Below are 25453 nucleotides of genomic sequence, written 5' to 3'. Positions count from 1 at the left end.
ACTTAGTCTATGAATTTTTTGAAATGTGCAATGTATCCATTCACCGATTCGATTGCCCGCTCCACATCCTGGTCGATGATGGCTTCAACTAGCTTGCAATGGATGCTTAAGTGTAAATTCGCATCAGGGCTCATCCCAGCGATTTGATGGATCGAATCATGCAAGGAATCCTCCATATGTTCGTACAAGTCAATCAATAAGCCATTATGTGAGGAAGCCATGATCGTTTTATGCAACAATATATCCGCTTCCTCATATGCCCTTAGGTCCTTTGCTTCTGCCGCTTTTTTGCAGGCTTTTATGTGAAGCCGTAATTTTTCGATATCTTCTTGATCCCGTCTAGTGGCAGCCAATTGGGCTCCCTGTCTTTCAAGGGCATGACGCACCTCTAACGTTTCAAATAAACTTGATCGTTGGATCCTTCTTTGAAACGCGATGCCCAAGGCACTTGATGATTTGACGAATGTTCCTTTTCCTTGTTGCGTAACTAAAAGTCCTGCATAAACAAGAGATCGTATCGCTTCTCTTAATGTATTTCTGCTTACATCGAATTGTTGGATCAAATCCATTTCAGGCGGAATCTGACTTCCAATCCCCCATTCTCCGGATTCGATTAAAGTCTCGATTTGGGAAACGACCTGCTCGACAAGTGATAAACGATTTGTTTTGGATATGGACAACAAATACACCTCAAATTTGTAGGATGATTGGTTCATTGGATATTTTAACATATGTATGGTGAAAATATAATAAAAAGGCAGGATTATCAGGATAAAATCTTCGGGAATTTCAATTTTGGGGGATAAGTGGATAAAATAAAGAAGCCCTGAAGGAAATTCAGGGCTTCTTTTCCATTCATATTCGAAACGGAACATCCTATTTTATATCTGTTTTCTTTTGTTTGATGATGAAAGAAAGTAGGATAAAAATAGATAGTGTTACAAGGCATACAATGGAACCGATGATATTTTCTTTATTAAAGATAAAGGCCAAAAAGATAGCGCTTAAAGCAGAAATGGCAATTATCGTTGTATAGGGGTGCCATTTAACCCGGAAACCTTGTTTAATAGTGTAATGCTTACGAAGTTTCAACTGCGCGGAACAAATACTGATCCATAATAATAAAACGGTGAATCCCGGAATGGCCATAAGGTAGCTTAATATCAGATCTGGATACAAATAGGATAAAAAAACACCAGCTAATATACAAATTGTTGTTAATAGTATCCCATTGAGGGGGATGCCCTTTTGGGTCGTTCGCTTGAAAACCTTAGGTGCTTCTCCGTTCTGGGAAAGACTGAATAATGTCCGTGAGGTAGCATAGATGCCGGAATTGGCCGCCGATAAGACTGCTGTCAAAAGAACGAAATTCATTATATCAGCTGCTCCTGGAAGCCCGGATATCTTGAAAACCTGAACGAAAGGGCTTACTTCATTGCTTACCTGATTCCACGGAATGACTCCACAAATGATAAGTATTGGCAAGATGTAAAATAGCATTACCCGCAATACGGTTCCTTTGATGATTTTTGGTATGACGCGCTGGCTATCTTTTGTTTCCGTAACGGCTATACCGATTAATTCCGCCCCGCCATACGAAAACATCACCACTAAAAGTGCCCCTAATATCCCGCCAAATCCTTTTGGGAAAAAGCCTCCATGTTCTGTGTAATTAGAAAATGAAGCCGAGCTAGGAAAAATGCCAAGCAAAATCAAAGCCCCCAAAATGATGAAAGCAATTAACGTTATTATTTTAATACCTGCAAACCAGAACTCGAGTTCTCCATAGTACTTAACCTGAAACAAATTGATCCCGATTACTACTGACGCGCAAAGAATACTTGTCAGCCACAAGGGGACATCAGGGAACCAATATTGTAGAAAACTTCCGGCTGCGACTATTTCCACAATGATCACGATGATCCAATTGAACCAATAGAGCCAGCCTACAATGAAGGACAATTGAAAGCCAAATGCTTTATTAATGAGATGCTGTACGTTCAAATTAGGAAATGCGGTTGCCATCTCCCCTAAAGCTGCCATTACGATGAATAATAGCAGTCCTCCTATTAAATAGGCGATCACGACACTTGGGCCGGCCATATTCAATGTATCGGAACTTCCCTTGAAGATGCCTGTTCCGATCATTCCAGCCAAGGCCATAAACTGGACATGCCTTGGCAATAAACCCTTTTTTAAATCTTGATGCGTCTTTTCCATTTGATTCAGGCCCTTCCATTGTTATGTATACAAACCAATCTTTTTTAATTGAACGCTTTTAAGTGCTAAAGAACTATATTAATATATCATGATTCGTAAAAAAGTCAATTTATCCAGTGGTGAAAAAAATTCCACTCCGGCAACTTTATTATGTGGAATTCTTATCTGTAATAAAACATCTTTTGGTGGGACGCGTGTGTACGCTGAATAATAAAAACCGGCCTTTAATAGGTCGGTTCAGATCGTATCTATGAAGAATGATGCGGCAGTTAATGCCATGAGATCATTCAAACTTATCTATAGGAGCGGAAAGCGACTGTCTGTTTTCAGTTTCTCGCACAGTCTCAACATCCTTTTGAAATTCTAAAAATCCGGAGTATACTTGCGCAGCCATCCCTAGATATGGCATTTCTGTGTGAATGATACCCATTCTGGGTGAATGATGCATATACATTTTTTCATCCCTCCTTTTGAAATTAAGATGACCATAAAAGTAAGGACGTCAAGAAGTGAATGAACTTTTCCCATTGCTTTCATGAACCGAAACATTAAGCCCAATGGACGCAAGTTGTGAAAAAGTGGACTACGGTATGGACCTGGTGGGAAATTGGCGGGGGGAATATGGATACGCTGGCTTGTCATCTAAGGCTAACGCAACTATATGCCCATGAAGTGGAAAAAACATGCTTACCTTAAACAAGGCTTAGGATCGCGTAGTATCATCCTTGCTCGGTTTGATGATGACTACTTTATCATTCTATGAGGATAAGCTAAAACGGTTTGGACGAGTCGTCAAAGAAAGGCAGGCCAGCCAAAAAATCTCCGGTTGAGTTAACCGGAGTTATCTTATAGGACTATGGATATGTACGAAACATCCAGAAGGACAGGGGAAATTCAACTTCTTTCTTCATCGTCCAAATGTTGGAGTCGATGCTTATTTTCATTTAGCGGTCCTCCAAATTGTTCATTGATTTCTTTAACCACTTCATCTAAGAATTCATCCGATATGATCGGCTTCATCGTATTTTTGGGCATAACAATCACGGTCATCCTTTCTGTATTTGCTGGGGTTGGATCACGTAGGAATCATAGATTATCAACATAACCTTAGTTGAAAAAAATTATTCTTTTTACATGAAAAATTTTCATTTACTTTTCCAGTTCACGGGAGTATGATAATCAACAGTTTCATATTTCTAAATCGCTTAAACCATTTGGTGCGGGGGACCCGTTATTGGGATTATTGTATAATCCAAGGGGTGAATCCTTCCAAGGTAGGGCTACTCTTAGGTCCGAATCCGACAGCTAACCTCGTAAGCGTTATATGAGAAGGAAGGTGGAGCTTGTTAGACAAAAAAATGATGTCTGCAGGTCTATTTAGTTATGACTTGCAGGCATTTTTATTTTTTTTCTGGTTTTTTGCTTTAGCAGGGTAACCTAAACTTATTACTTAAACTTGGCGGGTGAATTCTTGATGTTATCATCAATAAAGAGGTTCTTGATAGGGAGACCCTTAAAGTCAAATGCACTTGGTGATCAAAAGCTTAACAAAACAAAAGCATTGGCCATATTATCTTCTGATGCGCTGTCTTCCGTTGCATATGGCCCGGAACAAATATTGATCGTTCTGATTACGGTCGGTGCTGCGGCTTTTTGGTATTCCATTCCAATCGCCATCGGGGTCTTGATCCTGTTAACGGCGCTTATCTTGTCCTATAGGCAAATCATTTTCGCTTACCCTCATGGCGGGGGTGCCTATGTCGTTTCAAAAAACAATCTTGGCATAAATCCAGGGTTGATTGCTGGTGGTTCATTATTGGTGGATTATATATTGACAGTGGCCGTGAGCGTTTCTGCAGGCACGGATGCCATCACGTCCGCTTTTCCCAGCTTGCATGCTTATAATGTCGTCATTGCCATCATTTTTGTGATCTTGCTTACCATCCTTAACTTAAGAGGGGTGACAGAGTCGGCTTCGGTATTGGCCTATCCTGTCTATCTATTCGTTTTAGCATTATTCATCCTGATTGGGGTGGGACTGTACAAAATCTTGACGGGCGATGTCTCACCCGAATTGCATGCTTCGATCGGAACCCCAGTCGCGGGCATCAGTTTATTCATCCTGCTGAGGGCATTTGCATCAGGCAGCTCCGCCTTGACAGGCGTCGAAGCGATTTCCAATGCGATCCCTAACTTTAAAGATCCAGCACCGAATAATGCAGCCAAAACTTTAATAGCGATGGGCTCGTTACTAGCTGTCTTATTTACGGGGATTGTATTTCTGGCCTATTATTTAAGCATTGTTCCAAGCGCAGAAGTAACGGTGGTATCCCAAATCGCCGAAGAAATATTTGGACGGAATTTCATGTATTTCTTTATACAAGGCACGACGGCATTGATCCTGATTCTTGCTGCCAATACCGGGTATTCCGCTTTCCCGTTGCTAGCGGTCAATTTAGCTAAGGATAAGTTCATTCCAAGGATGTTTACGATAAGGGGAGACCGCTTAGGTTATTCCAATGGAATCATCATCCTTGGCCTTGCATCGATTATCCTGATCGTCGCTTTTGGAGGGCATACCGAGAATCTCATTCCCCTTTATGCAGTAGGTGTTTTCATTCCATTCACCTTGTCGCAGACGGGCATGATGGTTAAATGGATCAGAGAAAAGCCTAAAGGCTGGATCGTGAAGTTAACGATAAATTCTATTGGCGCGATGATTAGCTTTATTGTCACGATCATTTTCTTTTTAACTAAATTCGTTCATGTTTGGCCTGTATTGATCTTCCTGCCAATCATCATTTTCATGTTTCATCGCATAAGGAGACATTATGATGCGGTGGGCGATCAATTGCGCATCACTACCTGTGAGCCGACTCTACCCATCCAAGGAAATGTTATCATCGTTCCTGTTGCCGGCATCACACATGTAGTTGAAAATTCATTGAATTATGCCAAGTCCCTTTCTGCAGATCAAATCATTGCCGTATACATCTCCTTCGAAAGGGAAGATGAAAAGAAATTCGAAGAAAAATGGAAGAAATGGCAGCCGGATATCAGGCTCGTCACGCTACATTCCTACTACCGGAGCATCATTCAGCCATTGACTAAATTTGTGGATACTGTTGAGCATAAGGCTAGAGAATCCAATTATCAAGTAACAGTGATCATCCCCCAATTCATTCCGAAGAAGGGTTGGCACAATATTCTCCATAACCAATCTAGTTTACTGATTCGTGCCTACTTACTTTATAGAAGGAATGTAGTGGTTACGACGGTTCCGTATCATTTGAAGAAATAATTGTCATATCATCATATAGAAGCAACCCACTCAGGGTTGCTTCTTACTGTAGGCAAACTCGATGAAAATTTGGGTTTGTCTGCAGTTTTTTTTGTTATTCCTATTTTGATTTGATATGTACGATGAACGTACCCTTGCACTACCCTCAATTTATAGTTATTCAGAAAACCTATTTCCACAGCTTTGGGTGGTTTGTACTTTATGCGTTTCAATTCACTGCAGGGATCTCGCGCTTCCGTTGAACTTCGCTCTGTGTGAACACGAAGAAGGAATCTCCAATGAATTTCCTTGCCCTGAAGATGATCCTTATCTGGAGAATTTGATTGGTCATGCTTTCCCGATCCAATGTCAACGTGGAATGATAAATTCATATCATCACTATACCTAGTTTAGGTATGTTTTTCCTTATTTATATGTTTGGTCCAGTCAAATTCTGCTTTGGGAAAATGTTAGGTGTTGTTCGATGTAAAGGTTCTCTTTCATAAAGTTTTTCTAATAAAAGGAAATTGTTCGTGCGTGTCGAAATCTTAAAAACAATGCATCCGTGAGCAAATGTGAATGACATAAGCGGATAGTGAAGTGAGGGTGCTGCAATAGATTCCATTAAGCTATCTTCACCCGGTGGGTCCATGAGTAAGCTCATGATGCTTGCATAGCCGGGTGCATCTGAAGAAGTCTTCGGCGGTTAAGACTATATAAAAGGGGAGTGAGGAAAAAATGAACATTATTCAGAGTTTCAAAAACCTTGATTATTTTCCTTTCCAACCGGAATTCGAGACACTTACGGAATATTATATAGAATATAAACAAAGGAATTCAATCCATTCCACTACATTATTCTATCAATTCAAAATTAATCGCGATTTAAATCATCCAATGTCCGTCGTTCCGGATGGATGCATCGATATCCTATTTTGCTGCAATCCCATAAATCCCTGCGCACATGTATGCGGGACCGTCCTCAAGTACAAAACGATCAACTTCCAGGCTAATTGTGACTATTTCGGTGTCAGGTTTTTGCCTAAACAGGAAACCCGGCAGTTTAGGTATTCCATGAAGGAAATGATTGATCGTCAAATTCCATTAGCCGATATGATAAAGATCGATCCTTCCATTATGGAAAGGATAATTAATGAAAGGGATTTTCGTGGAAGGATTAAGCTCTTCACAGAAGAAATGGGGAAGGAGATATTTTCTAGTAATGAATTGCCGGCAATGATCGATTATTCCTTGAATAAGATTTATTTATCAAAAGGTAATATATCAATGAACCAATTGGCTGTTGAGACCGGATACTCGTCGAGATATTTGCGAAAGCAATTCGATGTTCATGTAGGAATGCCACCTAAGTTATTCAGTCAAATCGTCAGGTTCCAAAATTCCCTGCATCTGTTTCTCAACAAACCGAACCATTCTGTATGGGATGTAATTAATGAAAGTGGGTACTATGATCAATCACATTTGATCAATGAATTTAAAAGATTTGGTTATCGTACTCCCAATAAATTCCGTTTCAAGGAAGGTATCAGTCCATCCTAATTGGGCCATGAGATATATCGTGATATCAATGACAAGATCCCGTTCGTGGTGGCGAGGGTCTATTTTGTCGGTTTGAATCATCAGTGTGCAGCAATAATATTCTGAATGTTCCGTTTTTTACAATATAAAAAGCGCCCGTGCCCTTATTGTTTAATGTAGATATGATTTTGTGCCTTACATATTCAATTTACGAAAGGGGAAGCGGATGATGGGGAAAAACTATCAACTGTTCATTGATGGGAAATGGGTTGATTCGTTATCAGGAAAGACATTTGAATCACTGAATCCTGCAACTGCCGAGGTAAATGCCATCGTTGCCGAAGCTGGTAAAGAAGATGTCGATTTAGCCGTGAAATCTGCACGAAAAGCATTTGAAGCAGGACCGTGGGCTAAAATGGCCCCGGGAGATAGAGGAAGATTACTAAATAAAGTGGCCCAGGCGCTGTGGGAGAAAGCAGATAGGCTTGCTGAAGTTGAATCGCAAGACAATGGCTTGCCAATCAATGAAACGAAGTTTATTGCAATGCCAGCGATGATAGATGTTCTGGAGTTTTATGCGGGATTAACCAACAAAGTACAGGGCAGCACCCTTGCTTCTCCTCATGACCGGTTCAACTATACTTTGAAGGAACCCATCGGCGTCATTGGGGCGATAGTACCTTGGAACTTTCCGCTAATGTTGACCATGTGGAAGCTTGCTCCTGCTTTAGCAGCAGGGAATACGATCGTCATCAAGCCAGCAGAGCAAACTCCGGTGAGTATACTGGAAATGGTGAAAGTCTTTCAGGAAGCCGGTATTCCTGACGGAGTCATCAATGTCGTCCCAGGATATGGGAAGATAGCTGGTGATGCCCTCAGCTCACATCCGGACGTCGACAAAATCGCTTTTACAGGTTCTACCAATACGGGCAGGCTGATCATGCAAGCGGCAAGTAAGAATTTAAAACCAATTAGTCTTGAATTAGGAGGTAGATCACCCAATATCGTGTTTGACGATGCCTCCATCGAGAATGCAGTGAATGGTTCCATGTTTGGAATCTTCTTTGCTCAAGGTCAAGTTTGTGCATCGGGCACCAGACTTTTTATTCAAGAAAGCATATATGACCGATTCATGGAATCATTCGTGAAGAAAGCTCAGTCGATACGTGTGGGGAATCCATTAGACGGAACGACCCAAATGGGTCCGCAAGTTTCCTTGCAGCAACTGAACAAAATTGAGCAATACGTAGCGGAAGGCCTGGAACAGGGAGCTAATCTAGTCATTGGCGGTGAAAGAAACCTAGATGCAGGTAATGGCTATTTCTTCACGCCCACCGTTTTTGAGAATGTCACCAATGAGATGTCGATTGCCCGTGAAGAGATATTTGGTCCGGTTTTGTCGGTGATCAAGTTTAAGGATGAAGAGGATGCTTTAATCAAGGCTAATGACTCCTTGTATGGCCTTGCATCGGGTGTATGGACCAATGATTTAAAACGGGCCCACCGGATGGTAAGGGGGCTAAAAGCCGGGACGGTGTATGTTAACACATTTAGCATGCTGGATAGCGCCGCTCCCTTTGGCGGCAGGAAACAAAGCGGCTTTGGAAGGGAACTGGGGATCCAAGCGATGGATATGTATACGGAAACGAAGAATGTGTGGATCGATTTGAATGAAAAGGGCCTGAATTGGTATGGAGTCTGATGGTCGATGAAGGCAATGCCATATGTCACCTTGTTTCCTGGATGAAGAATTATGAACGGTCGATATCCTTGTACAAATAAATTTACGGTTGAAAACGAGCTGAGGTCAATCAACAAACAGAATGAGCCAGGCAAGTAAAAGGAATTGATGAAGTCAGCAATTTCTCGAGAACCGCTTGAACGATATATTATCCATAAGGAGAGGTTACGATGGAAAAAGCATCTAGCACAAAGATAGCGATGGTCGATCATCCGTTAGATCCATTAACGGCAGAAGAACTTAAATCGACAGTGCAAATTTTAAAGCGGGATAAAGGGTTGGATGATCAATACCGCTTTGCTAACATCAGTCTATTGGAACCGGCAAAATCGATTGTTTTGGGTTATCAAGATGACAGGCAAATCAACAGAGAAGCATTTTGCATCATTCTCCATAATAAAGAGGGAAGGACGTATGAGGCCGTAGTCTCTTTGACGGAGGATAGGATAAAGTCATGGAAACTGATTCCAGGAGTTCAGCCATCGATAATGGCTGATGAATTCATGGAGTGCCAAGAGGTCGTCAAAAGCCACCCAGAGATGATAAAGGCCTTTGCGAAAAGAGGGCTTACGAATATGGATAATATAATGGTCGATCCTTGGTCTGCGGGGAATTTTGGCTTGGAGGGTGAAGTGGATGTACGAATCGTCAGGGCTTTATGCTACTACCGCACATCATTATACGATAATGGGTATGCACGCCCCATTTCAGGGCTGTATGTGCTTGTAGACTTAAATAAGATGGAAGTCATCAAGATCGTCGATAAAGGAGTCATCCCCTTTCCGCCACTTGATGGGAATTATACACCAGATCAAGTGGGCAAATTGAGAGAGGATGTACAACCTTTAGAGATCATTCAGGTGAATGGGCCGAGTTTTACGACAAAGGGCCATGTAATCGATTGGCAGAAATGGAAGATCCGCTTCGGCTTCAACTCCCGTGAAGGTCTTGTACTTCATACGGTCAGTTACAATGATGATGGGGTGCAACGGCCAATCCTATATAGGGCGTCTTTATCGGAAATGGTTGTTCCTTATGGTGACCCAACAGAACCTGTGAATAGGAACAATGCTTTCGATGCAGGGGAATACGGCATCGGGATGTTGGCCAATTCATTAGAGCTCGGCTGTGACTGTTTAGGTGAAATCAAGTACTTTGACGCCGACCTAGTGGATAGTGCCGGGGATGTGGTGCAAATCAAGAATGCCATTTGCCTGCATGAAGAAGACTTCGGGATTGGTTGGAAGCATACGGATTGGAGGACAGGCCATGTTGAAGTACGGCGTTCAAGAAGATTGGTGTTATCAAGCATCTCGACAGTAGGTAATTATGAATATGGCTTCTATTGGTATTTCTTTCAAGATGGGTCGATACAGTTTGAAGTGAAATTGACGGGCATATTGCATACACAAGCCATAGAAGCTGGACAGAAATATCCACATGGCAATCTGGTGGCACCCCAATTATTTGCGGCACATCATCAGCATTTTTTTAATATGCGACTGGATATGATGGTGGATGGAAGCCAAAATTCAGTATATGAGGTGAATACGAAAAGAATGGAGAAGGGAGTGGACAACCCATATGGAAATGGATTCTACCCAGTTTCGACATTGCTTAAAAATGAATCGGAAGCAGTTCGGGATCTCGACTTGAGCACTGCGCGTTTCTGGAAGGTGGTCAATCCATCCAAAACGAATCTTTTCGGAGAACCGGTGGGGTATAAATTATTTGCAGGGGAAAATTGTTTTCCATTCGCCCATGATGACTCGCCACTATTGAAGCGGGCTGGGTTTTTAAAACATCATTTTTGGGTAACGCCATTCAATTCCGAGGAACAATTCGCCTCTGGAAGGTACCCCAATCAGCATGCAGGGGGAGAAGGACTTGAAGACTGGGTCAAAGCCGATCGTTCGATTGAAAAGGAAGACGTGGTGATCTGGTATAACATGGGGCACCATCATATAACCAGACCTGAAGATTGGCCAGTCATGCCGACTGCTTATATTAACTTCATGCTGAAGCCAACAGGCTTTTTCAATCGGAATCCGGCTCTTGACGTGCCTCCATCCAAACCAATGAGTTCGGCTTGCCATATGGATGGTGACTCTTCCTGTCATTAATACGATTAAAGGGGAAGTGAATCAAATGCTGCTGATCAGTTTTACGATAGTCTGGGCCTATACCTTTTACTTTTTTAAAAAGGCTCATGACTATAAAAACCATGTTGGTGCCAGCCTTGGTAAATGCATGGTCATGATGATAAGCATGACCACAAGCTTAACTTTAAGCTTAATCCTATCATTCCTGCTGCCCGGCAGGCTTGCGGTGTTAACCGTTTTATCCATCGTACTGTGTTCGGTGGCTGCCTTCATCATTGGAAGCCCATTCGGTTCATTGGCGGTCATGGAGTCCATATCCACAACTCTGATGGGTGCGATGATGGGTGCCATGCTTGGGGTCATGCTGCCACTTGATTCACGGATTTTCATGCTTCTTTCAATGGATCTCATATACCTTGTCAGTATATTTTTTGTAACATATCAGCTAAAAAGACAAGTTTTCAAAGAAACGCCTCCCCAAAGAATGAGGGAACTCGCTCCTTTCTTTTTGACGCTGTTGTGCTCCGTCATCATTATCGGCACGACGGCTGCCTGGGAAAGTGATTACTTCAAAGATGGCGGTGATCCGAAAATGGATATGCACAATCATCAGCATGGCTGATAGTCATGTAATCATGGTTTCGGATGGGATTCCTTCCGAAACCTTTTTTATTAAGCCTGTTTTCGGAAGGAATGTTGTTTTTAAAACGGAACAAACGATTTAAGGTTGATTGGCGGCTCATTTGTCCGCCCGCTGGATAGAGCAAGCATTGGCGGGGAAACCAACCACTCCGCATTATTTGGTGGATGGCAACGAAGTATCCGAAAGCAGCCTTTCCTTATTATTGAAGCAGTTATTTTCAAATCCCCGGAATCAGTTCGTAAAACGTCCATGATTCTTCTGACACCCGCGTGTCAAATGACCAAACTAAAAATTACCAAGGCTCAATTCACGGAGTGAGAACATATTAAGAAAAAGGCTAAGTGAAATTTTCCTGCTTTAGTTTGGACATACATATATGGGGGTTGAAGATGGATATAGTATTAGCGCTCTTGCCGGCAGTGTTCTGGGGAAGCATCGTTTTATTTAATGTGAAGCTGGGAGGCGGACCTTACAGTCAGACACTGGGAACAACGATCGGGGCCTTGATATTCTCAATCGGCGTTTATATTTTTGCCGATATCAAGCTTTCCCTTTTGGTATTTGGCGTCGGCGTCGTGTCTGGTCTGTTTTGGGCGGTTGGACAAGCCAATCAGCTAAAGAGCATCGATTTAATGGGCGTTTCCAAAACGATGCCGATATCAACTGGGCTGCAGCTCATTTCGACCACGTTATTCGGGGTCATCGTTTTCCATGAGTGGTCGACGATGAAGGCGGTCATTTTAGGCGTTTTGGCACTAGTTTTCATCATTATAGGAATTGTCCTGACTTCATTGGAAGATAAAGAATCAAAAGAGGGGAAATCGGGAAACTTGAAAAAAGGAATCATGATTCTCCTCATCTCCACCTTAGGTTACTTGGTTTATGTGGTCGTGGCCCGGCTCTTTGATGTTGATGGCTGGTCAGCACTATTCCCTCAAGCGATAGGGATGGTGATAGGTGGACTATTATTGACGTTTAAACATAAACCGTTTAACAAATATGCCATTCGAAATATCATTCCCGGATTGATATGGGCTGCTGGAAACATGTTTTTATTCATTTCCCAGCCTCGAGTGGGAGTCGCTACAAGTTTTTCGCTGTCACAAATGGGCATTGTCATCTCGACACTCGGCGGAATCTTCATATTACGCGAGAAAAAAACGAAACACCAACTAATTGGAATCGTTATCGGAATAATATTGATCATCATAGCAGGGGTCATGCTCGGACTGGCAAAAAGTTAATTGGAGGATGATGGAATGTATAAAGATTTAGAAGGCAAGGTCGTTGTGATAACAGGCTCATCAACAGGATTGGGGAAAGCGATGGCCATTCGCTTTGCGCAGGAAAAGGCAAAGGTCGTGGTTAATTATCGCTCGAAACCGGAGGAAGCGGATAGTGTATTGGAAGAAATAAAAGCAGACGGCGGGGAAGCGATAGCAGTGAAAGGCGATGTCACCGTCGAGGAAGATGTGATTAACCTCGTTCAATCGGCAGAGAAAAAGTTTGGAAAACTTGATGTATTCATCAATAATGCAGGAATAGAAAATCCCGTTCCATCTCATGAGATGCCGTTAAGCGATTGGAATAGGGTAATAAATACCAATTTGACTGGCAACTTCCTCGGCTGCCGTGAAGCAATTAAATATTATGTCGAGAACGATATAAAGGGTAATGTGATAAACATGTCCAGTGTACATGAGATGATTCCATGGCCTTTATTCGTTCACTATGCAGCAAGCAAGGGAGGCGTAAAATTGCTTACGGAAACCTTGGCCCTTGAATATGCGCCAAAAGGAATTCGGGTTAACAGCATAGGACCCGGTGCCATTGCCACCCCTATAAATGCAGACAAACTGGAAGATCCCGAAAAGAAAAAGGACCTCGAAAGCATGATTCCAATGGGGTATATCGGAAAGCCTGAGGAAATTGCCGCGGTTGCTGTGTGGCTGGCTTCCTCCGAATCCAGTTATGTAACAGGCATCACCTTATTCGCCGATGGCGGGATGACAAAATATCCTTCGTTCCAAGCTGGAAGAGGATAAAAGAAGCTCCAACAGCAAATAATCAACAGCTGGTTTCGGAATGATACCCATTCTGGAACCTTTTTATATTTCACTATTCTGGAAAGCGCCAATAGGTATGTGTACGAAACCTAAGCATAAGAAAGCGAATGCGTGGAGAAGAAATTGTATATGTGTTTCCTTCCTTAGAACTTAGCAAAAGAAGCAGGCATCATCACAGCGTGTTTCAAAAAGGAAAAAGCCATGGCTATCGGATCCTTTCACTCTTCCGCTCAAAGGAGCAGTTTTCCGGAATTTTTTACATGTTAAATAAAGATAATATTAAATTTCAAGTTTATTAATCTTTTATTAATATCATGTTAATGATTTCCATATAGACTAAATATTGAATACAAATAAGGAGGAAATAAAAATGAAAAAAATATTCGTAGCTTTACCAGTAGTGACTTTGTTAGTATCGGGGTTTTCCTACAGCACTGCAGATGCAAGGAGTGCTCTAGGCGAATTGCCAGTTTATCCAGATTCAAATCCCACTTCAGAAGTAAAACCGAAAGAGAAACCAAAACAGGAAGAAGTAGTTGAAAACAATGGCGGGAGTGCAATTGGGCATCTGCCAAGTAATCCAGACTCAACCCCCACTCCTGAATCCAGTTCTTCTATCCATAGTAAAATTACTATTCTAGAAGCATATGCAGGTGAAAATACAATAAAAGTCGAACATCCAGCTGATGATTTAACTCTCAACTTTTACCGTAATAACAAATATGAAGGTTCAGGTTCTGTTTATTATTTCTTTTATAGAGTTTGGGGTAATCGAGCAAGTTTCAATTATCCAGGCGAGGCATTAAAACCAGGCGATATTTTGCGGGTGGATACAAAGGATTCGTTCGGTCTAGTAACTAAAGGAAAAGAATTTAGTGTAAGTGATATGGGTAGACCGGAAGATAAAGTAACGGTTAATAACCTTAATGCTGGAAAAAACGTCACTATTGAAGGTGAAACAATGGAGAATGCCTGGATTTATGAAATATATGTAAATGGAAAGAAGGTTACTTATGTCCAAACAAATAAATTTTCCCCGGATGTATATTCAGTACAAGTTCCAAATTTAAATAAAGGAGATATTGTAACAGTTTTAGCCAAAGATATTAGTGAATCTGGCAATTATACTCATGGTTCGGTTACAACAACCGTGCAATAAGTTACCAAAGTAGAAACACATTCGCAAGTTTAAGTGGTTCAGTAGAAAATTGAACTGCCCCGTAAATGTTTTACATCAAACTTATTTTACGGGGTATTTTTATGGCTAATTTTACAGCATGTATTTCATGCTTACCTAGAGCCCAATTCTAGAGTAGTACAAATTTGTATAGTCAGTGCACATTCAGGCAAAGGCAAACTACCGGTCCCCAATATATAGGGGACCGGTAGTTTGGGTGTTTTTCCTAAGTCTTAATTAAAAATCCTCAGCGAGTATGATGATTATACCAGTCTATGAAGTTATCTACGACCGTATCGATGAACTGGACAGTCGATTCGTGTGTAAGGCTTCCGTCACTGTCGATTTTATCATGAACGGCTCCCACATATACTTCATTCCCTGGTAGGAGTGGTGAGGAGATGCCTAGTGCGAATAAGATATCACGTAGATGCAGTTGGGCTTTAACCGTTCCGAGCTGCCCCATTGACGCGCCCATGATCCATGATGGTTTGCCAATCAAGACTTTATCCACACGTGATAACCAGTCGATGGCATTGCCCAATACGCCAGGAATCGTTCCATTGTATTCAGGTGTCACCCAAAGAACTGCATCTGCATCGGCCACTTTGCCTTTGAATTCTTTCACGACGGCAGGAGGATCGTTTTCAATATCTTGATCATAGAACGGCAAATCACGAATGTTTAAGATTTCAAGATCGAACCGATCTTGATACCTGGTTTGAATATATTTGGCAAGCTTTAGGTTATAAGACTCTTTACGAATGCTTCCCACTATTGCGACAACTTTCATCTTCATTACCTCCAAGTGTTAATTTGTCATGGATAACCATGTTAATATGTTCCACTTACTCATTATAATTGGATTTATAATGAAAGGGAAAAATGATGCTTGAAGAACAGAAACAGCTACAAGAGATTGTATCCTTGTTGCCCAAGTCATACATACAAGACTATGAATCTAGACGAGCATTCAATTCCATGATAAACACGAGTATGTTAGAGCTTGTCAAGGAAGGTGTAATTACATTCTTATCAATTCCTCAAGATGATAGCGCAGAATATGGATACACGGCAATGGACCAACAAAAGGTTGCTGAGAAGATAGAACAATTACGCTTGTATAAGCAAGTGCATATGTATCCTGGAGCGGACGAGGTGGGAGCGACTTTATTGGCGCGTGTATATAATGAATGGATGGAGAAAAGGCCAAAGATTTATCCGGTTTGGCCCCAGTTAATTCCCATGTATGAGGCTCGCCCTTACGCTGAAAGTTTAAAGTCACATGTACTAGCGGCAGGCTGTCAATTAGTAACGAGCGCTGATGATGCGGATTTAATACTTGCTTATAATACTCCAGGCCGTATTATGCAAGAGGCGTGGAATCAACATAAAAAAGATATTACATACACAAGTTTTCGAAATATGTTAACCTTTGTTGATTCTATCAGAACGTTTATAGAATCCGGAAAAAAAGTGGTGGTTGCCGATGCTGCCTATGCGAACGGGGGAGATCGGGAGTTAATCACACTTTTGGATGAAGAACGAGTACTGGATAAATTGTTGTCCTATAAAGGAAAGGATGGAATACGAATTGTAACACACTTGGTTCAACCATTTGTCAAGGTGTTGTCGCTCTAAATGGTAAGGCGGACATCATCGAGGAAAATATCATGTATCATTTACTAGATGACTATTTTTATCAAACGGAAGTTCGAATGGACATGGTAGCCGATTTTCTCCCCAATTATAATCTAACGTACTTTAATCTGAACAATGAAGCGGGAGTTGTAAGTAGAGAGAGAGGTGATCGATTAATAAGGCGTTACCATGAAATGATTTTACATAGTTTTAAAGGAATCAAACTTGAAAAATCACCACATTCGCACCTTGGAATCGAATGTTTGAATGTGGAATGGTCTTACAAATTAATAGGAGAGGGGGAGGGACATGTTAACAACAATCAAAAAAGGGTTAGTTGTATCTTGTCAGGCTATAGAAGGGTAACCATTATGTGGATCTGATAATATGAAACGAATGGCAGATGCCGCAAAAAGAGGCGGGGCCGTTGGGATTCGTGTTAATGCCGTGGAGATTTTCATCTACCAGTCATCCCCGAAGGGAATATCAACACCGCCGATAGGCTTTAAAGCGCATCCAGTCGGGGTTTACCGAGCGCTTTGTCAAAGAAATTCAATCGATGAGAAACTCAACTTGAATCAAGCATAAGCCGGAAGATCCAAGTTGGGGTTCACATCCTGTAATTACCGGAGTTATCCTAATGACAGATAAGGGGTAGCTCTTTTCCCTGTGAGGCTGGGCTGCGCGGGCTTACCCGATTTTTATGGCAGCAACGTGGAAGAAAAAAGGCAACATATTGTGACAGACAGGCGAAAGGAAAGGGAAGTTCTTATGAAAGTCCCATAATAATATGTACAAGGTTTGTTCGTATCACGTCACTTGACCTTTATATTTCTTCATTTTCCTTACGACCGACGGCTGACTGATGCCTAAGGATTTTGCCATTTCATATGTGGATTTACATTGTTTGCTCGCTTTCATCAACATCCACTTTTCCACTTGTTCAAGAGCAGTCTTAAGGTCACTGTCGTCCACCAGCATTTGATCGAGCATCAAGGTATCATCTTGATTCCCAAAAGAATCTTGTCCATGCAATTGGGTGGGGAGGAAGCCTGGGAAAATGATGGAGTCTTCCGAGGTCAAAATGAGCCGTTCAATAAGGTTTTCCAATTCTCGCACGTTCCCGGACCATTTATGGTGAATCAGGATTTCATATGTGGAAGGATGCAATTTCTTATTCGTGTTGTATTTCTTGTTGATGATCTCGAGATTATGATTGATTAGGATGGCAATATCTTCTTTTCTTTCTCGTAAAGGCGGTATTTGGACGGGAATCACATTTAAGCGGTAATACAAATCGAGCCTGAAAGCACCCTTTTCGACCATTTCCTCAAGATTTTGATTGGTTGCCGTTACAAGCCTGAAATCAATCTTATGCTCTTTTTTTCCGCCGACTCTTTTAAACGTCTTCTCTTGCAGGACATTTAATAATTTCACTTGCATATCCAGAGGCAGCTCGCCAATTTCATCCAAAAAAAGCGTTCCGTTATCAGCTTGTTCAATCAAGCCTTCCTTCCCGTGCTTTTGCGCCCCTGTGAAGGACCCTGCTTCATACCCAAACATTTCCGATTCAAAGAGGCTTTCTGGTATGGTACTGCAATTGACTTCGATGAAGGGCTCTTTCCTGCGATAACTTTGATCATGGAGCCTTCGGGCAAAAACGCTCTTTCCCACCCCCGATTCGCCAAGTAGCATGACAGTGGCATCCGTTTTGGAAACACGCAGGATCGTTTTGGCGATTTGCCGCATCTCTTTGCTTCGGTAAATCAGTTCTTCCTGTTCCCTAAGCTCTTCTACCTCGGTTTGATATTCTTGGACCTTTTTCTCCAATTGGCCGTATTGATCCTGGAGCTTCCTGATTTCCGTTTGATCTTGGGTATAACTGACGACTCGAATCAGTTCACCATCATCATCAAAGATGGGGTAAGCTGTCGACATGACGATTTTTCCCGTTTTTGTATGCTGCATGATTTGGACAGGCGTTTTTTCTTTCAAGACCATTGCGGAAATTGAAGGTGAGAGGATCCCCTCCGTTTCAAGCTGATAAACGGATTTCCCAAGATAATGGTCGGGTTCAATTCCATAGATCCACCAATGGTTTGGATTTGTAAATAAAATGAATCCCTTTTCATCTGTCACGGTGATATTGTTATTGGAAGTGCTGATGATGCTTTCCAAAATTCTTTTTACGTTATGATCATTCATCATGTTCCTCCTAATCCTTCTTTCCATTAATTCAAATATAAATTAAAAAAGCGAGGTAAATCAAGAATTTTCAGTTATTTTGATTTGGAAATGAATCATTTCCTACTATAGTCTCTGCCCCGTAAGGTTTGCTTACAAGTTTCCAGAGAGTAATAGAGTAGCAAGGCTTGTCTTCATTACCTGGACACTTATACGGTTAACCTACTAATGTTTGGGTATAAATATAGTAGAGATGAATAATTCGGAGGAGTGTTGATTTGATGGAAAACAGAACCTTGGGACAGTATTTATACGATTGTTTAAAAGGAGAAGGAATTACGGAAATTTTTGGTGTGCCCGGAGACTATAATTTCTCACTGCTAGATACCCTGGAGGAATATGAGGGGATTGAATTCATTAATGGAAGAAATGAACTCAATGCTGGATACGCAGCGGACGCCTATGCCAGGGTGAAGGGCATTTCGGCATTGATCACCACCTTTGGTGTTGGGGAAATGAGCGCATGTAATGCAGTGGCGGGTGCCTACAGTGAGAATGTGCCGCTCATTCATATCGTGGGGTCGCCAAAGTCCATGATGCAAAAAGAGAAGGCGATTGCCCATCATACGTTAATGGATGGAGATTTTGATGTTTTTCGAAAAGTATATGAGCATATCACGGGCTATACAGTGGTTCTTACACCCGAGAACGCTGCTAGGGAGATACCGACAGCCATCAGGATCGCGAAGTCAAAGAAAAAGCCCGTTTATATGGTAGTGGCTATCGATCTTGTTACAAAACCGTTGCTTTCTCACAGTGAGCCATTGGAAAACGAGGCCAAAACGAACCAGGTCGCGCTGCAGGCAGCGGTCGAGCAGATACAAAAAATGCTAGAGCCGGTAAAGAAAGCTGCACTGCTTGTCGATATGAAAACACTGCGGTATAACCTTGGAGAATCTGTGCAGGAGCTTGCTGAACGGTTGAATGTACCGGTCGCTTCGCTAATGCAGGGGAAAAGCGGTTTCGAAGAGAGCCATCCTCAGTATATCGGCGTTTACGGCGGGGCGTTCGGCAGTCAGGAAGTGACGAAGACCGTTGAAGAAGCGGATTGTATCATTGCCGTTGGTCCTGTTTGGTCTGACACGAACACCTCAAAAGAGACAGCAAAGCTTGATCCGCTGAAAATGGTCGAAATCCAACCTGATTCCTTGAAAGTGGGGGCAGCCAGTTATATGAACGTCAAGGCGGAGGATATCCTGCATGCACTCAAGGACATCGGCTTCAAAATGGAGGAATCCGTTGCAACCATGGCGTTTCCCTATGACACAATGGCTGGTGACTCATCCGCACCACTGAATGCGGCTTCTTATTATCCCCGGATTCAGCAAATGTTAAAGGAAGATGACATTGTGGTCACGGAAACGGGAACATTCTCTTATGGCATGTCACAGGTTAGGCTGCCAAAAGGTGTGACCTATATAGCGCAAGGAGGGTGGCAAAGCATCGGGTATGCCACACCTGCCGCTTTCGGCGCTTGTATTGCCAACAAAAACCGCCGTGTTCTTTTGTTTACCGGTGACGGCTCGATACAGCTTACTGCACAGGAAATAAGTTCGATGCTGGAAAATGGCTGTAAACCTATCATTTTCATCCTCAACAATGACGGCTATACGATCGAAAAATTCTTGAACGTCAAGGTTGATATCGAAAAACAGAAATACAATGAGATACCAGCCTGGAATTATACAAAATTGCCTGAAGCATTTGGCCAGGAAGCCTTCACTGCTAGGGTCGAGACGAACAGGGAACTGGATGATGCCATCTCAAATGCTCAGGATTTGAACGGTGAAAAACTGTGCTTGATCGAACTGATCGTGAAAGATCCCATGGATGGACCAGAGTATATGCAAAAAATGAACCAGTACCTAGAAAAGCAAGAGAACTAAAGTAATACCATCCCCCCCTGATGATGATTTTTTCTGCATTATTCAAGAAACTGCGGAACCCCGCTAGATTATTGCGGCGGGAGGCTTGGCAGCCATTCACGGAAAGGGTGCGGAATTATGAAATCAATAAAAAAGGCCTTCTGATGAAGGCCTTTTTTGTTGGATAGATGATGTAATTGTGTCAGTGAACTCTGCACGGACGAATCATAAACAAGAATGGCAAGTTAAGAAGTAGAAGTAATCAGAGGATCATATCATTTTTGGTCAATGTCATTTCAAAATTGGAACCGCGAATTCTGAAAATAACAGTATTATAAAACTATCATGCAGGAATTGGCAAACAGATATAACTACTCTTTTGGCGTTTGCCTACCATTACAGGCAGATGATAATAAATGATTTAAAGAAAGCTGATTATTACAACAAACGATGGTCTATCATCGGAAAAATGGGTGAAATAGCCCAACGAAAGGAATCATCAAGCATGGAAGGTGCCTGTAGCAGGAGCCAACTCAATTATGTGATTATGGAAATGCAAAGTTTATTGCGTGAGGTATGAGGAAAAGTAAGTATTGGTCTTATAAAATAGTTTTTTCTGGTGTGATTAATCTTGCTGCGATTATCCACAAATTTGGGTTTGAAGCAGTCTATGTAATCGTGGTACCGCTAAGGTTAATGAGCGTGCAAGGCGTTAAACATTTACAGCAAAAGGAGTAAAATATCAGATTCTATTAACTTATATTAATAGAATCTTGAAGCTAATACGGTATGGCCCCTGCCCTTTTCTGTGCTTATATGATATATGGGGTAAAATTCATTTGGAGAACGGAGTTTAAAACATCAATAGAAATGAAAAAGGGTACAAGAAATATGGTTTTTATAAAAAATATTGGATTAAACCTATTAAAATGGTATTGAGAAATATAGGCGGTTTATTGCCTCAATCGGATCATCCTTTCGGAAAAAAATCGGCATTAATCAATCGTGCCATTTACCTACAGCTAAGATGGTCCATTTCAGTCATCCCCGATAGTAATCATTTCCCCTTATATAGCCTCTTAATCCACGAATGGATGTAAGCCCAGCCACTTCCGTTATAAATAATGGGGCTAAAAAGCCGGCTAAAACTAAGGCACAAGGCTGGTATGCCTTTTTAATCAAAGGGAATGGTAGCCTCCTGTATCAATATTCGATAAACGAGCCGTCAATCTCCCCGAATATAGAAGAAAGTTAATAATACAATAAGATGGGGAAAGGATAGTAGTATGGATCTGTGGGCAGAGCCCTTACGAAAATGTAAATCGTTTCATTGTTTAATTGAATTTACATTACAATCCCTTTATATTGAAAAGGTGGCAGTTCATTAGGTGAATTCAAGCAAGGATATGAAAATGGAGAGGATCGGTTTATTACGTGATGGTTATATGGATGGTCGGTTTTACTATTTTATTGGCTCTATTTCTACTATATACGTTAGTCCCAACGGTGCTTATCCGTGGATTCGGATTGGGAATAACCAAAAATATAAGGAAAAATGGCGGGGTAGCGCTAACTTTTGATGATGGACCCAACCCCGAATATACAACAAGATTGCTTGATCTTTTAAATAAGCATGAAGTAAAAGCTTCGTTCTTTGTGGTTGGCAGTAAGGTGAAGAAGAATCCTGATATCATTAAACGGATGCATGAGGATGGGCATGTGATTGGAATCCATCATTTTGACCATATTTCAAGTTGGGTCCTTTCACCATTTCAATTAAAGAAGCAATTGGGTATGACAGAAAAGGCAATAACAGAATGTACGAAGGAAAAGGTCGTTTTTTATAGGCCTCCATGGGGACACTTCAATATTTTCACACCTATTCTTAGCAAGAACTATAGGGTGATCATGTGGTCGGCCATCTTTGGTGATTGGAAAGTGCATAATTGCAGAAATAACCTGCTTGATCGTTTACGGACAACTTCCAATGAAGGCGAAATTTTACTACTGCATGACTGTGGTGAAACATTGGGTGCGGATAAGGAGGCACCACTGCATATGATTGAAAACTTGGAAATTTATTTACGCGAAAGTAAAGAAAAGGGAACGAAGTTTGTTACGTTAAGAGACATATAAATTCTGGGGGTACCATGAATATCGATACGATTTTACATTTCATTAATATATATGGATACCTGATCATTTTTCTTTTTTTGTTCCTCGGTATCGTTGGAATTCCCGCTCCTGAAGAATCGCTCCTTTTTTTAATTGGAGTGTTGATCGTCCAAGATAAACTCGCCTTTGGGCTATCGGTATTATCTGCTTTTCTGGGTGCTTTTATAGGGATGCTCGTAGCTTACGTTTGTGGGAAATATGTGGGGTACCCATTTATAAATAAATATGGCAAGTACGTTGGGATTACCAAGGAGCGTTGGGAAAAGGCAAAAATAAATTATATGGAAAATATCCAAAAGACGATCGTGTTTGGATTTTATATACCTGGGATGCGGCAAATTAGTCCTTATTTTGCTGGGATATCCAATATCCCTTTCCGTAAATTTTTCTTTCTTTCCTTATTGGGCACTTTCCTCTGGACTGTCCCCTTTATAGTGGCTGGATATTATATGGGGAATGCATTCAATATAAACCCTGAATATGTTCCGTATTTAGGTGTCTTTTTCTTATTTATTTTTGTATTATATGGGACTTTCAAATATATTAAAAGAAAGAAACAAAAGTCCAGTAATTGAGAGTCACTTCTTTTCCATGAAGCGTTAGCACTGATTTCCTATTGGAAAATAAGTTTATCAATGGAGACTTATTATACTTTGAACTATCATTGGAATTCTCGACCAACAAGAACGTGTACAGCAAAGATGATGATTTATTGTAGCAGGATCTCCGTTCTGAGCCTGCTAGTATTTGTCTATATGAAATATGGTATTCAAAGTATGATTTCTTAGGAGATGACACGTATGAAAAAGATTTTGTTTTTACCTCTCTTTCGAATGCAGTCAGGACATCATCAAGTTGCTGAGGCATTAATGGATATGTTGAAGAAGCATTCAAACGGTATCGATTTTAAAAAAGTGGATTTGATAAGCTATACAAATCATTCTTTAGAAAAAATGGTGACAACTGGTTACCTAAAATGGATCAGGTATGCACCAGAAACCTATAACCTCGCCTATAAAAACCTTTTTTATGTTCCAACATCGAAGGAATGGGCATTCAAATGGTATCAAACTATATTCTTAAGAAAGATGGAACAATTGATAGCTGAGGAAAAACCCGATTTAATCGTATGTACACATGGTTTTCCTTCCTATCTTTTGAGCCAGTTAAAGATAAAAGGGAAATGCAATATCCCGGTCATTAATGTATACACGGACTACTTCATTAATAATGTGTGGGGGACACAAGGGATAGATGCCCATTTTCTCCCTAGCCAAGAAGCAAAAGAAAAGTTAATGAGCATGTGTGAAATACCAAAGCAAAAGATGATGGTCACCGGTATCCCCGTCCATGAGGACATCACTAAAATCGCCAGTGAACCAAAAACATCGGATCGCCCTAAAATTTTGATATCGGGGGGGAATAGCGGTCTGGGCGGGATCTTGAATATAGCTGCCCAGTTAAAGAAGTCGACCGAGTTCGACTACTTCGTGCTTTGTGGCAATAACAACAAACTGTATGATGAGATCCAATCATGGAATTTGGCTCATATCAAGCCTTTATCCTACATCTCATCAAGAGTTGAAATGAATAAGCTTTATGAAGAGGTTGATGCCATCGTTACGAAGCCGGGCGGTGTCACCATAAGCGAAGCATTACGAAAAAGGCTGCCGATTTTCGTCCATTCCATGCTTCCAGGCCAGGAGGAAATTAATTTAAAGTATTTAAATGAACAAAAGCTTGTATTCGAGCTTAATCAGAAAAGGCCATTTGAACAACAAATGAAGGAAACGTTGTTGAACCAGGAATTAATGGAGAAATGGACCACTTCGATCGAGTCCTATCATAAGGAAATTGAACTTGATAAGCCTGAGGGGATGGTTGAAGTGATGAAGTTGATCATAAATCTCGAAGAAGCCAGCGACCTTCCGTATATGAGCAGTCAGACTAAAGTCATTTAAGGCATGGACTGCGTTACAGATGGGACGAGCTTCATCCCCTCCAAGATCATGTGCATCAATATCACTTGGAGGGGAGAGGGCTCATCCTTTATTAATGGTGCGGGATATATAGGGGCTTCCTGTCACCCAAAAACGCCACGGATAATCCTTGGCTTCCCCAGAGTTATCGATCCCGATGCGGGGGCCGCAGGAAATGTGTTCAGGCTGCTTCCCGGCAGCAAGATAAAGAGGGGGAGCCGTATAGGATCGGCCATAATCCTCCATGGTGATGCCCAGTGCTTTTGTCAGCTTCCCAGGACCATTCGTCCATTTGCGCATGTCGGCAATGCCGCGCCTTTCCTGCATGTTCTCAAGGCCCGAATAAGGTTCAACCGCCCGGATTAAAATGGCTTCCGGATTCCCGGCACCGCCGCTTACGACGTTGACCAGAGTATGGGTGTGCATGACATATGTATAAATCAATCCGGACTTACCGAACATCACTTCCGTCCGTTTTGTCCTTCTATTTCCAAAACTATGTGCAGCCCTGTCAAGAGGACCCATGTAGGCTTCGGTCTCCACGATGAATCCAGAAGCGGTACCAGCCGGTGTTTCTTTTACAAGCAGGCACCCGAGGAGGGATTTTGCCAGCTCGAGCGTGGGTTGTTCATAAAAATCGCTTGATAAGATTGAATGGTCCGTTATTTCGGTCATATGATCACTCCATTTTATTGCTTACAGGTAAATTTCCCTAAATAAAGAAGAAGAAAACATCGACTTGAAGGGATTAACAAGGCCGGCTGAATCACTCAGCCGGCCT

General features: G+C 41.7%; 22 protein-coding genes and 1 riboswitch. Of the genes, 15 read left to right on the top strand and 7 right to left on the bottom strand.

Annotation, left to right across the window (positions count from 1 at the left end; genetic code table 11):
- Nucleotides 1-2: 2 nt before the first annotated feature.
- The 4 genes from CVN76_RS11185 to CVN76_RS30975 form a co-directional block, all read right to left on the bottom strand.
- Nucleotides 3-680, bottom strand: a complete 678-nt coding sequence (locus CVN76_RS11185) for a FadR/GntR family transcriptional regulator (RefSeq protein ID WP_100531318.1) — start codon at nucleotides 678-680, stop codon at nucleotides 3-5.
- A gap of 196 nt (nucleotides 681-876) precedes the next feature.
- Nucleotides 877-2220, bottom strand: a complete 1344-nt coding sequence (locus tag CVN76_RS11180; RefSeq protein WP_100531298.1) for an amino acid permease — start codon at nucleotides 2218-2220, stop codon at nucleotides 877-879.
- A 283-nt stretch (nucleotides 2221-2503) separates the two neighbouring features.
- Nucleotides 2504-2674: a hypothetical protein gene (locus CVN76_RS31430; protein ID WP_198512540.1), complete on the bottom strand. Its 171-nt coding sequence runs from the start codon at nucleotides 2672-2674 to the stop codon at nucleotides 2504-2506.
- 440 nt (nucleotides 2675-3114) lie between these two features.
- Nucleotides 3115-3255, bottom strand: coding sequence for a hypothetical protein (locus tag CVN76_RS30975; RefSeq protein WP_157805644.1), 141 nt, complete (start codon nucleotides 3253-3255; stop codon nucleotides 3115-3117).
- Between the two features lie 157 nt (nucleotides 3256-3412).
- Nucleotides 3413-3556, top strand: a riboswitch (cyclic di-AMP (ydaO/yuaA leader).
- Nucleotides 3557-3694: 138 nt separating this feature from the next.
- Here CVN76_RS30975 and CVN76_RS11175 point away from each other — a divergent pair.
- The 8 genes from CVN76_RS11175 to CVN76_RS11125 all read left to right on the top strand — a co-directional run bounded on the left by CVN76_RS11175 (nucleotide 3695) and on the right by CVN76_RS11125 (nucleotide 14750).
- Nucleotides 3695-5521 (top strand): APC family permease, encoded by a 1827-nt coding sequence (locus CVN76_RS11175; protein WP_100531297.1) that lies wholly within the window; start codon nucleotides 3695-3697, stop codon nucleotides 5519-5521.
- Between the two features lie 717 nt (nucleotides 5522-6238).
- Nucleotides 6239-7060 (top strand): helix-turn-helix domain-containing protein, encoded by an 822-nt coding sequence (locus CVN76_RS11165; RefSeq protein ID WP_100531295.1) that lies wholly within the window; start codon nucleotides 6239-6241, stop codon nucleotides 7058-7060.
- A gap of 208 nt (nucleotides 7061-7268) precedes the next feature.
- On the top strand, nucleotides 7269-8741 hold the full coding sequence (locus CVN76_RS11160) for an aldehyde dehydrogenase family protein (RefSeq protein WP_100531294.1): 1473 nt from the start codon (nucleotides 7269-7271) through the stop codon (nucleotides 8739-8741).
- 209 nt (nucleotides 8742-8950) lie between these two features.
- Complete coding sequence (locus CVN76_RS11155; protein WP_100531293.1) at nucleotides 8951-10903, top strand: primary-amine oxidase; 1953 nt, start codon at nucleotides 8951-8953, stop codon at nucleotides 10901-10903.
- A gap of 25 nt (nucleotides 10904-10928) precedes the next feature.
- On the top strand, nucleotides 10929-11504 hold the full coding sequence (locus tag CVN76_RS11150; protein ID WP_100531292.1) for a hypothetical protein: 576 nt from the start codon (nucleotides 10929-10931) through the stop codon (nucleotides 11502-11504).
- Between the two features lie 410 nt (nucleotides 11505-11914).
- Nucleotides 11915-12769: a RhaT/GlcU family sugar-proton symporter gene (locus CVN76_RS11140; RefSeq protein ID WP_100531290.1), complete on the top strand. Its 855-nt coding sequence runs from the start codon at nucleotides 11915-11917 to the stop codon at nucleotides 12767-12769.
- Between the two features lie 15 nt (nucleotides 12770-12784).
- Nucleotides 12785-13570 (top strand): SDR family oxidoreductase, encoded by a 786-nt coding sequence (locus tag CVN76_RS11135; RefSeq protein ID WP_100531289.1) that lies wholly within the window; start codon nucleotides 12785-12787, stop codon nucleotides 13568-13570.
- Between the two features lie 391 nt (nucleotides 13571-13961).
- The gene (locus tag CVN76_RS11125) at nucleotides 13962-14750 is read left to right on the top strand and encodes a hypothetical protein (RefSeq protein ID WP_100531287.1); all 789 of its coding nucleotides are present in this window, start codon (nucleotides 13962-13964) and stop codon (nucleotides 14748-14750) included.
- Nucleotides 14751-15015: 265 nt separating this feature from the next.
- Here the strand turns inward: CVN76_RS11125 and CVN76_RS11120 are convergent, their stop codons facing one another.
- Entirely contained in the window at nucleotides 15016-15561 is a 546-nt protein-coding gene (locus tag CVN76_RS11120; RefSeq protein WP_061143285.1) for an NADPH-dependent FMN reductase, read from the bottom strand.
- 95 nt (nucleotides 15562-15656) lie between these two features.
- Here CVN76_RS11120 and CVN76_RS11115 point away from each other — a divergent pair, with 95 nt between their 5' ends.
- From CVN76_RS11115 to CVN76_RS31425, 3 genes are read left to right on the top strand one after another with little or no spacing between them, the layout of a single operon-like run.
- Nucleotides 15657-16409 (top strand): DUF4127 family protein, encoded by a 753-nt coding sequence (locus tag CVN76_RS11115; RefSeq protein WP_157805643.1) that lies wholly within the window; start codon nucleotides 15657-15659, stop codon nucleotides 16407-16409.
- Nucleotides 16385-16792 (top strand): hypothetical protein, encoded by a 408-nt coding sequence (locus CVN76_RS32365; protein WP_442857566.1) that lies wholly within the window; start codon nucleotides 16385-16387, stop codon nucleotides 16790-16792. The genes CVN76_RS11115 and CVN76_RS32365 overlap by 25 nt, the downstream gene beginning before the upstream one ends.
- 4 nt (nucleotides 16793-16796) lie before the next feature.
- Nucleotides 16797-16997 carry a hypothetical protein gene (locus CVN76_RS31425; protein ID WP_198512539.1) on the top strand — a complete coding sequence of 67 codons (201 nt, stop codon included), beginning with the start codon at nucleotides 16797-16799 and terminating at the stop codon, nucleotides 16995-16997.
- 222 nt (nucleotides 16998-17219) lie between these two features.
- On the opposite strand, the gene CVN76_RS11100 is transcribed toward CVN76_RS31425, so the two are convergent.
- Nucleotides 17220-18614 carry a sigma-54 interaction domain-containing protein gene (locus tag CVN76_RS11100; protein WP_442857565.1) on the bottom strand — a complete coding sequence of 465 codons (1395 nt, stop codon included), beginning with the start codon at nucleotides 18612-18614 and terminating at the stop codon, nucleotides 17220-17222.
- A gap of 260 nt (nucleotides 18615-18874) precedes the next feature.
- On the opposite strand from CVN76_RS11100, the gene CVN76_RS11095 reads away from it, so the two are divergent.
- From CVN76_RS11095 to CVN76_RS11080, 4 genes are all read left to right on the top strand, one after another.
- The gene (locus tag CVN76_RS11095) at nucleotides 18875-20539 is read left to right on the top strand and encodes an alpha-keto acid decarboxylase family protein (RefSeq protein ID WP_100531283.1); all 1665 of its coding nucleotides are present in this window, start codon (nucleotides 18875-18877) and stop codon (nucleotides 20537-20539) included.
- A 1416-nt stretch (nucleotides 20540-21955) separates the two neighbouring features.
- Nucleotides 21956-22654 (top strand): polysaccharide deacetylase family protein, encoded by a 699-nt coding sequence (locus CVN76_RS11090; RefSeq protein ID WP_100531282.1) that lies wholly within the window; start codon nucleotides 21956-21958, stop codon nucleotides 22652-22654.
- Between the two features lie 14 nt (nucleotides 22655-22668).
- The gene (locus CVN76_RS11085) at nucleotides 22669-23268 is read left to right on the top strand and encodes a DedA family protein (protein WP_100531281.1); all 600 of its coding nucleotides are present in this window, start codon (nucleotides 22669-22671) and stop codon (nucleotides 23266-23268) included.
- A gap of 225 nt (nucleotides 23269-23493) precedes the next feature.
- A complete protein-coding gene (locus CVN76_RS11080; protein WP_100531280.1) occupies nucleotides 23494-24654 on the top strand; it encodes an MGDG synthase family glycosyltransferase in 1161 nt (386 codons plus the stop codon).
- 81 nt (nucleotides 24655-24735) lie between these two features.
- Here the strand turns inward: CVN76_RS11080 and CVN76_RS11075 are convergent, their stop codons facing one another.
- Nucleotides 24736-25347 (bottom strand): DNA-3-methyladenine glycosylase, encoded by a 612-nt coding sequence (locus tag CVN76_RS11075; RefSeq protein ID WP_100531279.1) that lies wholly within the window; start codon nucleotides 25345-25347, stop codon nucleotides 24736-24738.
- Between the last annotated feature and the right edge of the window lie 106 nt (nucleotides 25348-25453).

The sequence above is a fragment of the Bacillus sp. mrc49 genome (assembly GCF_002803435.1).
The sequence above is the reverse complement of the archived record's forward strand: the minus strand, read 5'-3'. Positions and strand labels throughout refer to the sequence as shown.